At 63.3% G+C, this 14,283-nt stretch carries 13 protein-coding genes; 8 read left to right on the forward strand and 5 right to left on the reverse strand.

Annotated elements, in window-relative coordinates; genetic code table 11:
• Window position 1: 1 nt before the first annotated feature.
• Genes Q8X51_RS23430 through Q8X51_RS23450 form a run of 5 tightly spaced genes read left to right on the forward strand, consistent with a single transcriptional unit; the run spans window position 2 to window position 5,879 of the window.
• Window positions 2-934, forward strand: coding sequence for a DUF58 domain-containing protein (locus tag Q8X51_RS23430; RefSeq protein ID WP_027608569.1), 933 nt, complete (start codon window positions 2-4; stop codon window positions 932-934).
• The gene (locus tag Q8X51_RS23435; RefSeq protein WP_065927988.1) at window positions 931-1,425 is read left to right on the forward strand and encodes a DUF4381 domain-containing protein; all 495 of its coding nucleotides are present in this window, start codon (window positions 931-933) and stop codon (window positions 1,423-1,425) included. Before Q8X51_RS23430 ends, Q8X51_RS23435 begins: the two co-directional genes overlap by 4 nt.
• Window positions 1,418-2,506 carry a vWA domain-containing protein gene (locus Q8X51_RS23440; protein WP_323146000.1) on the forward strand — a complete coding sequence of 363 codons (1,089 nt, stop codon included), beginning with the start codon at window positions 1,418-1,420 and terminating at the stop codon, window positions 2,504-2,506. Before Q8X51_RS23435 ends, Q8X51_RS23440 begins: the two co-directional genes overlap by 8 nt.
• Entirely contained in the window at window positions 2,503-4,242 is a 1,740-nt protein-coding gene (locus Q8X51_RS23445) for a tetratricopeptide repeat protein (RefSeq protein ID WP_407694178.1), read from the forward strand. Before Q8X51_RS23440 ends, Q8X51_RS23445 begins: the two co-directional genes overlap by 4 nt.
• Window positions 4,239-5,879, forward strand: a complete 1,641-nt coding sequence (locus tag Q8X51_RS23450; protein ID WP_407694179.1) for a BatD family protein — start codon at window positions 4,239-4,241, stop codon at window positions 5,877-5,879. The genes Q8X51_RS23445 and Q8X51_RS23450 overlap by 4 nt, the downstream gene beginning before the upstream one ends.
• 275 nt (window positions 5,880-6,154) lie before the next feature.
• On the opposite strand, the gene Q8X51_RS23455 is transcribed toward Q8X51_RS23450, so the two are convergent.
• Window positions 6,155-6,382: a hypothetical protein gene (locus Q8X51_RS23455; RefSeq protein WP_137212529.1), complete on the reverse strand. Its 228-nt coding sequence runs from the start codon at window positions 6,380-6,382 to the stop codon at window positions 6,155-6,157.
• Between the two features lie 189 nt (window positions 6,383-6,571).
• Here Q8X51_RS23455 and Q8X51_RS23460 point away from each other — a divergent pair, with 189 nt between their 5' ends.
• The 3 genes from Q8X51_RS23460 to Q8X51_RS23470 are packed head-to-tail and all read left to right on the forward strand — an operon-like array spanning window position 6,572 to window position 12,038.
• The gene (locus Q8X51_RS23460; protein ID WP_407694180.1) at window positions 6,572-7,813 is read left to right on the forward strand and encodes an exonuclease SbcCD subunit D C-terminal domain-containing protein; all 1,242 of its coding nucleotides are present in this window, start codon (window positions 6,572-6,574) and stop codon (window positions 7,811-7,813) included.
• Complete coding sequence (locus Q8X51_RS23465) at window positions 7,810-11,448, forward strand: AAA family ATPase (protein WP_074846981.1); 3,639 nt, start codon at window positions 7,810-7,812, stop codon at window positions 11,446-11,448. Before Q8X51_RS23460 ends, Q8X51_RS23465 begins: the two co-directional genes overlap by 4 nt.
• On the forward strand, window positions 11,445-12,038 hold the full coding sequence (locus Q8X51_RS23470) for a glutathione S-transferase (RefSeq protein WP_407694181.1): 594 nt from the start codon (window positions 11,445-11,447) through the stop codon (window positions 12,036-12,038). Before Q8X51_RS23465 ends, Q8X51_RS23470 begins: the two co-directional genes overlap by 4 nt.
• Here the strand turns inward: Q8X51_RS23470 and Q8X51_RS23475 are convergent.
• The 4 genes from Q8X51_RS23475 to Q8X51_RS23490 form a co-directional block, all read right to left on the reverse strand.
• The gene (locus Q8X51_RS23475; RefSeq protein ID WP_256097795.1) at window positions 12,035-12,160 is read right to left on the reverse strand and encodes a hypothetical protein; all 126 of its coding nucleotides are present in this window, start codon (window positions 12,158-12,160) and stop codon (window positions 12,035-12,037) included. The two genes, Q8X51_RS23470 and Q8X51_RS23475, sit on opposite strands and share 4 nt — an antisense overlap.
• Before the next feature lie 171 nt (window positions 12,161-12,331).
• Window positions 12,332-12,511 carry a hypothetical protein gene (locus tag Q8X51_RS23480; protein ID WP_016980181.1) on the reverse strand — a complete coding sequence of 60 codons (180 nt, stop codon included), beginning with the start codon at window positions 12,509-12,511 and terminating at the stop codon, window positions 12,332-12,334.
• 156 nt (window positions 12,512-12,667) lie between these two features.
• A complete protein-coding gene (locus Q8X51_RS23485) occupies window positions 12,668-13,843 on the reverse strand; it encodes a lactonase family protein (protein WP_407694182.1) in 1,176 nt (391 codons plus the stop codon).
• Window positions 13,830-14,120 carry a DUF5629 family protein gene (locus Q8X51_RS23490; protein WP_065928081.1) on the reverse strand — a complete coding sequence of 97 codons (291 nt, stop codon included), beginning with the start codon at window positions 14,118-14,120 and terminating at the stop codon, window positions 13,830-13,832. Before Q8X51_RS23490 ends, Q8X51_RS23485 begins: the two co-directional genes overlap by 14 nt.
• Between the last annotated feature and the right edge of the window lie 163 nt (window positions 14,121-14,283).

Below are 14,283 nucleotides of genomic sequence, written 5' to 3' on the forward strand. Positions count from 1 at the left end.
GATGAACGCAAGCGATGGGGTGCGCGTCACGCTCAGCGAGCTGATCGAGATGCGCCACCGTGTGCGCGAAGTGCAGCTGTTTTCCACGCCAAGCCAGCGCAGCCCGCTGATCGGCCTGCACCACTCCAAGCTGCGCGGGCGCGGTGTGGACTTCGACCAGGTGCGCGTGTACCAGGCCGGCGATGATGTGCGCACCATCGACTGGCGCGTGACCGCACGCACCCAGGAGCCCCACACCAAGCTGTTCCACGAAGAACGCGAGCGGCCGATCTTCATCATGGTCGAGCAAAGCTGCCGGCTGTTTTTCGGCTCGGGGCAGATGTTCAAGTCGGTGCTCGCCGCTCAAGCCGCCAGCCTGATCGGCTGGGCCGCGTTAGGGCACAACGACCGCGTCGGCGGGCTGGTGTTTGGCGACAACGAGCACTACGAAATCAAGCCGCGCCGCAGCAAACAAAGCCTGCTGCAATTGCTCAACCGCCTGGTGCGCGTCAACCAGAGCCTGGACACCGAAAGCCGCCCGGAGGCCGACGCCCTGGGCATGGCCCTGCGCCGTGGCCGCGAAGTGCTGCGTCCCGGCAGCCTGGTAATCGTGATCTGCGACGAACGTGCCCTCACCGAGGGCGCCGAGCAGCAATTGAGCCTGCTGTCACGCCATTGCGACTTGCTGCTGTTGCCGATCTCCGACCCGCTGGACCACGCCCTCCCCGCCGCCGGGCTGCTGCGTTTTGCGCAACGCGGGGCGCAATTGGAACTGGATACGCTGAACTTCGATTTGCGCCAGGCCTACAAGGCCCAGGCCGAAGCGCGCATCGCCCGTTGGGAACTGCTCGCGCAGAAACTGCGGATCCTGCTGATGCCCCTGAGCACCCAGAGCGAAATGGTCGAACAACTGCGCGAATACCTCAACCCGCAACGCCCGGTTAAAAAGCAATGAGCAGCCTCGACCAACTGCAACCGCTGATCGCCCCGCCGCCCATCGGCTTCTGGCCGCCCGCGCCGGGCTGGTGGCTGTTGCTGCTGGTCATCCCGCTGCTGGGTTGGGGGTTGTGGTCGCTGCGCCGCTTCTTGCCGACTCGACGCCCCCTGGCCCGCGCCGAACAACCGCTGGACCCGCTGCGCATCGCCGCCCTGGCGGAATTGGCGCTGATGCCCAAACCCTACGATGGCGCGCCCGCCGGCGCCTGGCTGCAACAGCTCAATGGCCTGCTCAAGCGCCTGTGCCGCAACGACTATCCCTATAGCCAGAGCCATACCCTCAACGGCCGCAAATGGCTGGCATTCCTCGACAACCGTTGCCCGGCCGCCGGCCTCACGCGCTGGATGGTGCTGGTGGAGGGTGCCTACAAACCCGAATGCAAACTCGACGACAAGGCCATCGCCGGCCTGACCCAAGCGGTCGACACCTGGATTCGCAAACATGTTTGAGTTCGCCTGGCCGTGGATCTTCATCCTGTTGCCCTTGCCGTGGGTGATGCGGTTCATCCTGCCGGCGGCCGACAGCGGCGAGCCCGCCCTTAAAGTCAGCTACCTCGGCGATCTCGAAAGCCTGGCCCGCCGCCGTGCGCGGGTGAACCTGCCGGGCTGGCGCCAACAGGCGCCCTTCGTGGTGCTGTGGCTGCTGCTGCTGAGTGCCGCTGCGCGCCCGGAATGGCTGGGCGAGCCACTGCCGATTGCCGCCAGCGGCCGCGATTTGCTGGTGGCGGTGGACGTGTCCGGCTCCATGGACTTTCCCGACATGCACTGGCAGGACGAAGACGTCAGCCGCCTGAACCTGGTCAAGCACCTGCTCGGCGACTTCCTTGAAGGCCGCGAAGGCGACCGCGTGGGCCTGATCCTGTTCGGCAGCCAGGCCTACCTCCAGGCACCGCTGACCTTTGACCGCCGCACCGTGCGCACCTGGCTGGATGAGGCGCGCATCGGCATCGCCGGCAAGAACACCGCCATTGGCGATGCCATAGGCCTGGCGCTGAAACGCCTGCGCCAGCGGCCTGCGCAAAGCCGCGTGCTGATCCTGGTCACCGATGGCGCCAACAACGCCGGGCAGATCGCGCCCCTGATCGCCGCGCGCCTGGCGGCCGAAGAAGGGGTGAAGATCTACCCCATCGGCATCGGCGCGGACCCTGAGCAAACCGGTTCCCTGGGCATCCTTGGCGTCAACCCGAGCCTGGACCTCGACGAGCCGGCACTCAGGGCGATTGCCGAGGCCACCGGCGGCCAATACTTCCGTGCCCGCGATGGCCAGGAGCTGGAAGCGATCAAGCAGACACTGGACAAGCTCGAGCCCGTCGAACAGCAACCGACCCAGGCACGCCCGGCGCAGGCGCTGTACAGCGGACCGCTGGCCCTGGCGCTGATCCTGAGCATGTTGCTGGTGATCCACGAACGCTGGCCAAACAACGCCCTGCAACGCGGGTTCAACAAACTGTCGAGCAAGGGAATCTTCCTGCAACAGCATCCGGAATGGCGCCAGCGCCTTAAACGCCTGCGTCTACGGAGGCGTCGATGATCGCCCTGTGGCCGCATTGGTTCCGTCCCTGGTGGCTGTTGCTGCTGCCGCTGCTCGGCTGGTTGCTGTGGCAACTGTGGCATCGGCAAAAGCGCGCCGGGCGCTGGCAGATGATCCTGCCGCCGGCCTTTCACGCCGTACTGCTCAGCGGTGGCAGCGGGCGCGAAAGCAAATCGCCGTGGGTGTTGCTGGGCCTCGCCTGGCTGTTGGCGGTGCTGGCGTTGCTGGGTCCCAGCTGGCAACGGGTTGAACAAACCAGCCAGAAACCCTCCGACCCGTTGGTGGTGCTGCTCGAACTGACCCCGGAAATGCTCGCCACCGACAGCCCGCCCAACCGCCTCGAACAGGCACGGCGCAAGCTCTATGACTTGTTGCAGGCGCGCAGCGATGCGCAAACCGCCATCGTCGTGTATGCCGGCAGCGCCCACACCCTGGTGCCGCTGTCGGACGACCTGGCCACCAGCCGCAACCTGCTCGACGCCCTGCGCCCCTCGATCATGCCGGAGTCCGGCCACCGCGCCGACCTGGCGGTGGAGAAAGCCCTGGACCTGCTCAAGCATGGCGGCCTGGGCCAGGGTCGCCTGCTGCTGGTCGGCTCATCGCTGTCCAAACAGGAACGCCAGGGCATTCGCCTGCTGCTGCAGGGCAACCAGGCGCCGAGCCTGTCGATCCTGGGCATCGGCAGCCGTGAAGGTACGCCGGTGACCCAGGAAAGCGGCGAATTCCTCAAGGACGAACAAGGCGCGATCCTGGTACCGCGCCTCGACAGCCCGACACTCAAGGCCTTCGCCAACGAAATGGGCGGCCGCTACCGGGCCGCACGCCTGGACGATAAAGACCTGCGCCAGCTCGGCGTGCTGGACCCGCCCCAAGCCCTGCGCAACGACGGCCAGTTACTGCACCTCGACACCTGGGCCGACCAGGGATACTGGCTGCTGCTGCCGCTGTTGCTGCTGGCCGCCTGCGCCGGGCGGCGCGGCTGGTTGTTCTTTTTACCGCTGCTGCTGTTGGGCGCGCCACAACCCAGCTATGCCTTTGAATTCCAGGATTTGTGGCTGCGGCCGGACCAGCAAGGCCAATACCTGCTCAAGCAGAAACGCCCCGCCGAGGCCGCAGAGCACTTCCAGGATCCGCAGTGGCAAGGCGTCGCCCTGTACGCGGCCGGCAACTATGCCGAGGCCATCAAGCGGTTTGCCGAGGGCAATGACGCCTATTCCCACTACAATCGCGGCAACGCCCTGGCCAGGTACGGTGAACTCGAAGCGGCCATCGACGCCTACGAACAAGCCCTGGAAGCCCAGCCCGACCTGCAACCGGCACTGAAAAACAAGGCCCTGGTAGAAGCCCTGATCCAGGAACAGACAGAACCCGAGCCGCAAACGCAGGCAAAAAACGAGGATGACGAAACCACCCAACCCGGCCAAACTGCGCAACCGGGCGCCACTGGGCAAAATGCCACAGGTGGCGAGCAGTCGTCCCAGGGCCAGGGCGAAGCCGGCACCGGCGATACCCAGGCCGGCACCCCGCCGCCAGCCGCTGGCAACGACGTGCCAGGCAGCGAGTTGGGCGATGAGCACACCACCACCCCGCCGCTGCTTGCTGCCGACGCCAACCTCGACGGTGAACACCGCCAGGCCCTGGAACAATGGCTGCAGGAGATCCCGGACAATCCCGGCGAACTGCTGCGACGCAAATTCTGGTACGAACAGCAACAGCATCAGGACAAGACTCGATGAGCCGCCGCACCACCCTTCTGCTTCTGCTCGCGTTGTCGGCAGGCCACGCCCAGGCGGCCAGCCTGGTCGCCAGCGTCGACCGCAACCGTCTCAATTCCGGGGAGACGGTGGAACTGACGGTGGAATCCAGCGATGTCACCCAGTTCGGCAAGCCCGACCTGTCGCCCCTGGATGCGCAATTCGAAGTCAGTGGCACGCGCCAGCTCAACCAACTCACGACGTTGGGTGGCGATAACCATGCGACCACCCGCTGGATCATTACCCTGCTGCCCAAACAGAACGGCACGGTGGTGATTCCGCCGCTGCAAGTGGGTGAGTACACGACCCAGCCGATCAGCCTGCAAGTGCTGGAAACCACCAGCCAGGACACCAACGCCGAGCTGGCCCCGGTGTTTGTCGAAGCCAACCTCGACCAGACCAGCGTGTACGTCCAGGCCCAGGCACTGTTGACCGTGCGCGTGTACCACTCGGTGTCGCTGTATGACGACAGCAGCTTGACGCCGTTGCAGATCCCCGATGCCCGTGTCGAACAGTTGGGCGAGTCGCGCACCTATGAAAAGGTCATCAACAGCATCCGCCATGGCGTGATCGAAACCCGCTACGCGATCTACCCGCAGCACAGCGGCACCCTGGAGATTCCCGCGCAGACATTCAGCGCCACGCTGGTGGAGTCGCGTCCGCCCCAGGAAAACACACTGCAGGGCACCAAGCCCGGCAAGCTGATCCATGTGAGTTCGGCGGCGCTGCCACTGGCGGTCAAGCCCAAGCCCGCGCTGTACCCCGTCGATGCGCCCTGGTTGCCGGCTCGCAGCCTCACGCTCACCGAGAGCTGGAACCCGGAGCCGGAACATGTACAAGTCGGCGATTCCCTGACCCGCAGCCTGATCGTCAAGGCCGAAGGCCTGTCCAGCGCCCAACTGCCGGCCCTGCCCAGCACCGACATCAACGGCCTGCGCCGCTACCCGGACCAACCGATGCTCGGCAACCAGACCAGTGACCGTGGCCTGATCGGCAGTCGCGAAGACCGTGAGGCCCTGGTGCCCAACCGTGTCGGCGCCCTGGAACTGCCTGCCGTCGAGGTGGTGTGGTGGAACACCCACGAGGACCATCTGGAACGCACCAGCCTGCCGGCCCGCACCCTGCAAGTGGCCAACAACCCCAGCCTGGCGGTGGACACGCCGGCCATCCCGACCATCATCACCGCACCGGACGACAGCCGCCTGTGGCTGTGGCAACTCAGCACCCTGCTCCTGGCCTGCACCACCTTGCTGGGCTTCGGCCTGTGGTGGCGGGCCCGTCGGCAACCGGCGGTACTGCGCGCCGCGCAAACCGGCCCGAGCCCGCGCACCCTGCTCGACGACCTCAAGCGTGCCACCCAGGCCAACGACCCCCAGGCCACCCGCCAGGCACTGGATGCCTGGGCGCGGCAACAGCCGGAAACCCTGGCGGATATGGCGGCACGGTTTGTGCCGTTGTCGGATGCACTGGATGGGCTCAATGGCGCGCTGTACAGCGAGAGCGGTCAATACTGGCTGGGTGAAGAACTGTGGCGTGCGGTCAAGGCCATCCCCATGGCCGAGCGCGAGCAGGGCCCGGCGACGGACACCACCAGTTTGCCGCCGCTGTATCCCAAATAAGCCCTCCCAGATTTGACTTGTGCTGCCTGGGGGACCTGTATTGTTAAAGGCCAGCAATCCATAGTTCGTTAAAATTGCAGGACGTGCATTTGATCAGCAGCGCCAATAGCCTCGCCGACGGAGCGGCGGGCCGCATCCAGGGTGGACGCCCTCCTTTGAATATTCCCGCGTGGGGCGTGGAAATAATCAATCAAAGGACATCCACCGTCTAAAGGCGTTAAAGCAGGCCTTACTGATTGGCAGACAATGCCGATGAGCACTCCTGCATCGGCTCCTTATGTGGGTTTTCCGGAATCGAACCAGTTGACCATAAACCGCGCGTAATCAGCGCCAGCCTCAGCCAGTTTTGGATCGCGCTTTTCATTGGTCACACTTTCAAGCCAATCCCTGGGATTCATTGGTGCTTCCTTTGGCTCGCTTTTTTTTTCCGGCGACTGATGATGTACGGGAGGTAAGGTGAACGAGTAAAGAAGGTGATCACCACCGGGATTAATTGCACTCATATTCAATTTATCCTTCAAACAGTTCATAGGTATCCCACCTTCAGGTGGGACCTGTTTTGAGTGCATGTTCATCAGCGGTCAGTTCCAAGCGCGCCTGGTAACAGGGTATTTACAGGTAAACTCTCCAGCTTTATCGCCCTGCTTTGTTTTCGGCGGCCATTCATCCTCTTTTCCTCTACGGAGTTCGCCTTGCGTCTGTTCCACACCTCCGACTGGCACCTGGGCCAAAACCTCCACGGCCAGGAACGCGACTTCGAACACGCCTGCTTCCTCGAGTGGCTGCTGCGCCAGATCGCGGCCCAGCAACCCGATGTGCTGTTGATCGCCGGCGATATCTTCGACACCGTCAACCCGCCGCTCAAGGCCCAGGAGCGTCTGTACGATTTCATCATCAGCGCCCACGAACAACACCCGACGCTGACCATTGTGATGATCGCCGGCAACCACGATTCCGGCTCGCGCATCGAACTGCCCGCGCCGTTGATGCGGCGCCTGCGCACCCATGCGCTCGGCCGCGTGCTGTGGCTGGATGACGGGCAGTTGGATGCCGAACGCCTGCTGATTCCCCTGCCGGATGCCAAGGGCAAGGTCGCCGCGTGGTGCCTGGCGCTGCCGTTCCTGCGCCCGGCCGAAGTCACCGGTGCCCACCTGGGTGATGACTACCTGCAGGGTATCGGCCAGGTACATGAATGGCTGATCGCCGCCGCCAACGCCAAACGCAAAAAAGGCCAGGCGCTGATTGCCATCAGCCATGCGCACATGGCCGGCGGTTCGGTGTCGGAAGATTCCGAGCGCAGCCTGATCATCGGCAATGCCGAGGCGCTGCCGGCCACACTGTTCGACAAAAGTGTCGGCTATGTTGCCCTCGGGCATTTGCACAAGCCGCAAAAGGTCAATGGCGAGGAGCGCATTCGCTACAGCGGCTCACCGATTCCACTGTCGTTTTCCGAAATCGGCTACAAGCACCAGATTCTCGATGTGACGTTCCAAGGCCAATGCCTGGTGAGTGTCGAACCGCTGCTGATTCCCCGCTCGGTCGACCTGCAACGCCTGGAAGCCGCGCCGCTGGCGGATATTCTTAAACAGCTGGCAGAGCTGCCCGATATCGACCTGCTCGCCGAAACCCAGCGCCATCCCTGGCTGGAAGTGCGCGTACTTCTGGACGAGCCCCAGCCCGACCTGCGCCAGCAGATCGAAACCGCCCTACAAGGCAAGGCCGTGCGCCTGGTGCGTATCGCCGCCGAGTACGCGGGTAAACGTGGCAGTGATGCCCATGACGAAGAGCGCTTTATCGAACTCGATCAACTCTCGCCGCAAGAGCTGTTCAGCCGTGCCTGGCAGGACAGCTACGGCAGTGAAGTGGATGAACAGACCTTGAAGGATTTCGCCGTGCTGCTCCAGGAAGTGCAACAGGCAGGTGAACAGCCATGAAGATTCTTGCCATCCGCCTGAAAAACCTCGCCTCCCTGGCCGGGCCGTTCGAGATCGACTTTACTGCCGAGCCCCTGGCCAGTGCCGGGCTGTTCGCGATTACCGGGCCGACCGGCGCCGGTAAAAGCACCCTGCTCGATGCCCTGTGCCTGGCGCTGTTTGGCGCCGTGCCACGCCTGGGCGATACCGGCCAGGCCAAGATGCCGGATGCCGACAGCGATATTTCCATCGGCGATCCACGCACCCTGATCCGGCGTGGCACCGGTGGCGGCTACGCCGAAGTGGACTTTGTCGGTGTCAGCGGCCGTCGCTACCGGGCGCGCTGGGAAGCCAATCGCGCCCGCGACAAGGCCAGCGGCAAATTGCAGAACAGTCGGCAGAGCCTGATCGACCTGGACAGCGACCAACTGCTGGCCAGCCAGAAGACCGAATACAAAACCCAGCTGGAACTGGCCCTGGGCCTGAACTTCGAGCAGTTCACCCGCGCGGTGTTGCTGGCGCAAAGCGAGTTCAGCGCCTTCCTCAAGGCCAACGACAATGAGCGCAGCGAACTGCTGGAAAAGCTCACCGACACCGCGCTGTACACCCAGCTCGGCCGCCGCGCATTCGACAAGGCCAAGGAGGCCAAGGATACGCACAAACACCTGCAGGACCAGGCTACCGGCGTAGTGCCCCTGGCCCCTGAAGCGCGCGCCGAACTGGACCAGCAATTCGACGCGGCCCAGCAGCAGCTCAAGACCCAGCAGGCGCAGCTCAAGCAGTTGGAGTTGCAGCACACCTGGCTCAAGGAACTGCGCGAATGGCAGGACCGCCAGCGCAGTGCCACCGAGCAGCTCCAGCGCGCACAGGCCGATTGGGACAGCCAGGATGCACAGCGCCAAGACCTGAGCCGCCTGGACCAATTGGCGCCGCAGCGGCATCAGTTTGCGCGCCAGGCCGAACTCGACACCTTGCTCACACCGCTGGCTACGCAGATTCAGGCGCACATCGAGCAACAGGCCGAATTGCATACCCGCCAGGCGCAGGCCCAACAGCAGCAGGCATCCGCCCAGGCGGCACTGGCCGAAGCGCTCAAGGCCCAGGGCGATGCGGTGCCGTTGCTGCGCCAGGCCTTTGAAGCACAAAACACCCTTGCCCACCTGACCAGAGACCTGGCCAAGCGCAACGAGGAAAAACAGCAACACGAAGCCGCCTGTGCCGAAGGCCAGACGCTGCTCAAGGGTTTGCAGGACAGACACGCCCACGTTGCCGAGCGCTTGCAACGCCTGGCCGCCGAACTTGAACGCAGCAGCGCCCTCGCCCCGCTCAGCGATGCCTGGAACGCCTACCGCGATCGCTTGCAACAGTTGATGCTGATCGGAAATCGCCTGAAAAAAGGCCAGGCCGAACTGCCACAACTTGAACAGCGTGCGACCAGCGCCGCAGAAAAATTTGCCCAGCAACGCGAAGCCCTCGACCTGCTGTATCAAGAAGCCGGCGCCGAACCCCATGCCGTGGCCGAACAGGTGCAACTGCTGGCCAGCCTGTTGCAGGACAATCGCAAGCAGCAGCGCGCCTTCGAAGACCTGTCACGCCTGTGGGACAGCCAGCAGCAACTGGAGCAGCAAGCCGTTGCCCTCACGCAAAAGCTCGCCGATGCCGCCCAGCAACGCGACCAACTGAACCAGACCGGCCTGCAAACCAAGGCCGAGCTGGCCGTGGCTGAACAGACCCTGACGGTGACCAAGCAACTCTTGGAGCGCCAGCGCCTGGCCCGCAGCGCCAGCGTCGAGGAATTGCGCGAACAATTGCAGGACGGCCAGCCCTGCCCGGTGTGCGGCAGCCATGAACACCCGTACCACCAGCCCGAAGCCCTGCTGCAGAGCCTCGGGCGCCACGACGACAACGAAGAGGCCACGGCGCAGAAAGCGGTCGATACCCTCAAGGAAAAACTCACCGAACTGCGCGGTGAAGTCGGCGGCCTGATCGCCCAGCAGAAAGAATTCCTGCAACAACAGGAACACCTGGTCACCCAACAGCAGGCGCTCCAGCCCAGCCTGGACGCACACCCACTGGCGGCCTCGCTGTTCAATCAGGACGCAGCCAAACGCAGCCATTGGTTGGCCCAGCAACTCAGCCAACTGACCCAAAGCATCACCCAGGACGAACAGCGCCAGGCCGCCCTGCTCAACCTGCAGCAAAACGCCGGGCGCTTGCAGCAACAACTGCAAGCCGCTCAGGACAGTAGCCAGCAGACCCGCCAATTAATGCTGGATCAACAGCGCGAGCTGTCCAACGACCGCGAGCGCCTCGACGAAGAACTCAACGCCTTCGCCAACCTGCTCCCCGCCGACACCCTGGAAGGCTTGCGCAGCGACCCGGCCGCGACCTTTATGCAGTTGGACCAGCAGGTCAGCCAACGCCTTGAACAACTGGGCCATCAGAAGGATGAGTTGGCCGAGCAGCAGGAACGCCAGCAGGCCATCGAGAAAGAGCACACGCACCAGCAGCATCGCCAACAGCAGCTCGAGGCCCTGAACCAGCAATTTACCGAGTTGGCCGCGCAGCGACAGGCCGCCCAGGAAAAACTCGGGGCCTTGCTGGGCGAGCACGCCAGCGCCGAACACTGGCAACAACAACTGGAACAGGCCGTGGTGCAGGCACGCCAGAGCGAGACGGACGCCAACCAGCAGTTGCAGGACATCTGCAACCAACTGATCCAGCTGGCCGCCGACCTCAAGGCCCGGCAGGAGCGCCGGCAATCCCTTGAAGCCGAGCAGCAGGCCCTCCAGACCCGCACCCACGAATGGCGCGCCCTGCACCCAGAGCTGGATGACGAGGGCCTGGCGCGTCTGCTGGCGTTCGATGACACACACATCGCCACGCTGCGCGAGCATCTGCACAGCAGCGAAAAAGCCGTCGAGCAAGCCAAGGTATTGCTGCAGGAACGCGAACAACGCCTCGCCGAACACCAGGCCCTGCACAACGGCAACCTGGACGCCGAACAACTCGACGGCGCCCTGGCTGCGCTCAATCAACACTTGGCCGACGGCGAAAAACACTGCGCCGAACTGCGCGCGCGCCAGTCCGAAGACCAGCGTCGCCAGGACGCCAACAGTGCCCTGGCCGAACAGATCGCCAAGGCCTATGACGAGTGGCAACGCTGGGCACGCCTGAACGCACTGATCGGCTCGGCCACCGGCGATACCTTCCGCAAGATTGCCCAGGCCTACAACCTCGACCTGCTGGTGCACCACGCCAACGTGCAACTGCGCCAACTGGTGCGCCGCTACCGTCTCAAGCGCGGCGGCAGCATGTTGGGCCTGCTGGTGATGGACACGGAAATGGGCGATGAACTGCGCTCGGTGCATTCGTTGTCCGGCGGCGAGACGTTCCTGGTGTCCCTGGCCTTGGCCCTGGGCCTGGCGTCGATGGCGTCCAGCACCTTGAAGATCGAATCGCTGTTTATCGACGAAGGCTTTGGCAGCCTCGACCCCGAGTCCCTGCAATTGGCCATGGACGCCCTCGACGGCTTGCAGGCCCAGGGGCGCAAGGTGGCGGTGATCTCCCACGTGCAGGAAATGCACGAACGCATCCCGGTGCAGATCCAGGTCAAGCGCCAGGGCAATGGCCTGAGCACCCTGGAGGTCAAGTGAGCGAGGCGCTGCTGTATTCGTTCCGGCGCTGCCCCTATGCGATGCGCGCACGCCTGGCGCTGCGCTACTCGGGGGTGGCGGTGCGGATTGTCGAGGTGAGCCTCAAGGCCAAGCCGGCGGAGATGCTGGCACTGTCGCCCAAGGGCACGGTGCCGGTGCTGGTGGTGGATGGCGTGGTGATCGACGAGAGCCTGGCGATCATGCAATGGGCCTTGGCCCGGCATGATCCGGATAACTGGTTATTGCAGGGGGATCCAGCGGTACTTGAGCTGATCGCCGAGAACGATTCAACCTTTAAACATCACTTGAATCGATACAAGTACCCCGAGCGCTATCCCGAGCAGCCGGTGGAACACTATCGAGCCGAAGGCGAGGTGTTCTTGCAGAAGCTCGAGGGGTTGCTGGCCCAGCGCGCCTATCTGCTAGCCGACCACCCTGGCCTGGCGGACATGGCGCTTGCGCCGTTTATACGGCAGTTTGCCCACGTGGACCGCGAATGGTTTGCCGGTACGCCGTACAAAGCGTTGCAACGCTGGTTGGAAGGATTCCTGCAATCGCCACTGTTTATCGGCGTGATGGCGAAGGCTTAGCCTTCGATCAGACTCAACAACCGCTCGCGAGCGATCTCCGGTTCGCCGTCCGTCAACTGCACGGATGACAGGATCGGGGTGGAATAAAGGGCGAGGATAAGTGCGGCGAGTCGAAGTGCCATGCTGTCGATTCCATGAAAGAGCGCGTCAATATTTAAGCGTCAATTTAAACACATGGCAATGCGCCATTACCTCATTTTTTTCTTCGACAGCTGCACAAACGCCAAACCACTCGAACGCGCGTTTACGTTCCAGTGGTTTGGCGTCTGCTTGTGTGCAGGGTCAATCAGCGCTCATTGCTGGGTCTTGTGATCCAGGGCGGCGTAGAAGTTGGCGCTCTGTTGCAGGTATTTCTGGGTGTAGGCGCTGGTGCTGGATTTTTTGCCGCTGACTTCCACGCTGGCGGCGGCAGGCAGGGCCACGGTGGCGGAAACGGCGGAGGCGGCGATGATGGAGAAGAGATTCAAGTTCATGTCGGTAACCCTTATGTTCGTTCGGTTGGGTGGCCGGGGAAGGCCTTGGAACCCAACTTACGCCCGAGGGTTGAACCTTAGAAATGCTTTGAAACAGTAGCCGCTATTAATACAATTAATACTAAGGGTCAGGCCCCGCATGGCGGGGCCTGTGGCTTATTGACGCACCAGGAACTTGAGGTCGCTGGGCGCATCGATCGGCAATTTCTGCACGGTTTTACCCAGCAGGCCGGTCTTGGGGTCACGTTCGACCACCACGATTTCGTTACTCTTCTGGTTGGCGATCAGCAGGAACTTGCCGCTCGGGTCCAGGCTGAACTCTCGCGGGTGATCGCCTTCCACCGAGCGCTGCTGCACCTGCTTGAGGTGCGCAGTGGCCGGGTCGATGCTGAACACCAGGATCTGATTGGCCGTGCCACGATTGCTCACGTAGAGGAACTTGCCATCGCTTGACGCGTGCAGCGCCGCGCCGGCTTTGTCCGACACCGGCTGCCCCGGCGCATAGTCCAGCAACTGGGTCTGTGTGAGCGTACCGTCGTGGTAATCGAACACCGCGACCTGGGCGCTCATCTCGGTGGTCAGCCAGGCATGCTTGCCATCTGCGCTGAACAGCAAGTGACGCGGGCCGCTGCCTGGAGGCAATTGCACCGAGGCCGGGTTGGCCGGGGTCAACGGCAGTTCGTGGTTGGCCTTGGGGTCATAACGGTAGGCAAACACCTTGTCGGCACCCAAGTCCTGCACAAACACGTACTTGCCATCCGGCGACGACACCACCGAGTGCACATGGTTGGACGCCTGGCGCTCGGGGTTCACGCGGCTGGCGGGGTGCCCGCTCAACTGCACGGGCGCCGACAGCTTGCCGGTGGCGTCCACCGGCAGGATCGCCAGGCTGCCGCCCGGATCTTGCAGCACCGAATAGTTGGCGACGAACAGGTAGCGCCCATCAGCGGCGACGCTGGAGTGGGTGGGCTCGTTGCCCAGGCTCTGGACCTGGTTGATCAAGGTCAACTGGTGGCTCTGCGGGTCAATGCTGTAACTGCTCACACGCCCCACTGCGTCTTTCTGCCCTGGGCCGTTTTCGTTGACCACAAACAGGTGTTTCTGATCCTTCGAGACCGTCAGCCACGATGGGTTGGCTGCCTTGGCCGCCAGTACCGGCGCGCCCTGGAATTGGCCGGTGCGGCTGTCGAACTGCACGCGGTAAATGCCTTCGCTGATACCGGCGGTGTAGCTGCCGACCAACAGCTCGTAGGTGTCAGCCGGTGCGGCGTGTACCGACATCGCACCGACACTGCCGGCCATCAGCAGCGGCCAGAATTTACGCATCATCATCGGCTGGGTCCTCATCGTTATTGTTGCCGGTGAACGCGCTCATGCAGATCAGGCGGTGCTCGCCCGACTCACCGGTCAGGGTCCAACTTTGCAAGGGCTCGTCGAAGGTGGCGGCCTGCACCTGCGCCGTGCTGAAGCTCCAGCGTTTTTCGGCACGGCCGTCCATGGCGGTGATCAGCAGCTTTTCATCAACGAGCTGGAAGTCGAAGGCGTGCAGCCCGTCGATTTCAAGCATATCGCTGGCTTCAAGGACGGTTTTCAGGTTGTCGGCAGTCATCAGGATCATTCATCAGTTCATAAAGACGCTGATGATAGGCCAATCTCGCGCGCGTTTCCCCTCTTGCGGTAATCGACTACCACCTTTCCCCGCCAACCAGTCGCCATGCTTGGGCCGATACGACACTTCTTCAGCCACGGAATGGAATCTGCTATGCCAACTA

Source organism: Pseudomonas sp. Yb2C2 (assembly GCF_052112325.1).
Lineage (GTDB): Bacteria > Pseudomonadota > Gammaproteobacteria > Pseudomonadales > Pseudomonadaceae > Aquipseudomonas > Aquipseudomonas marginalis.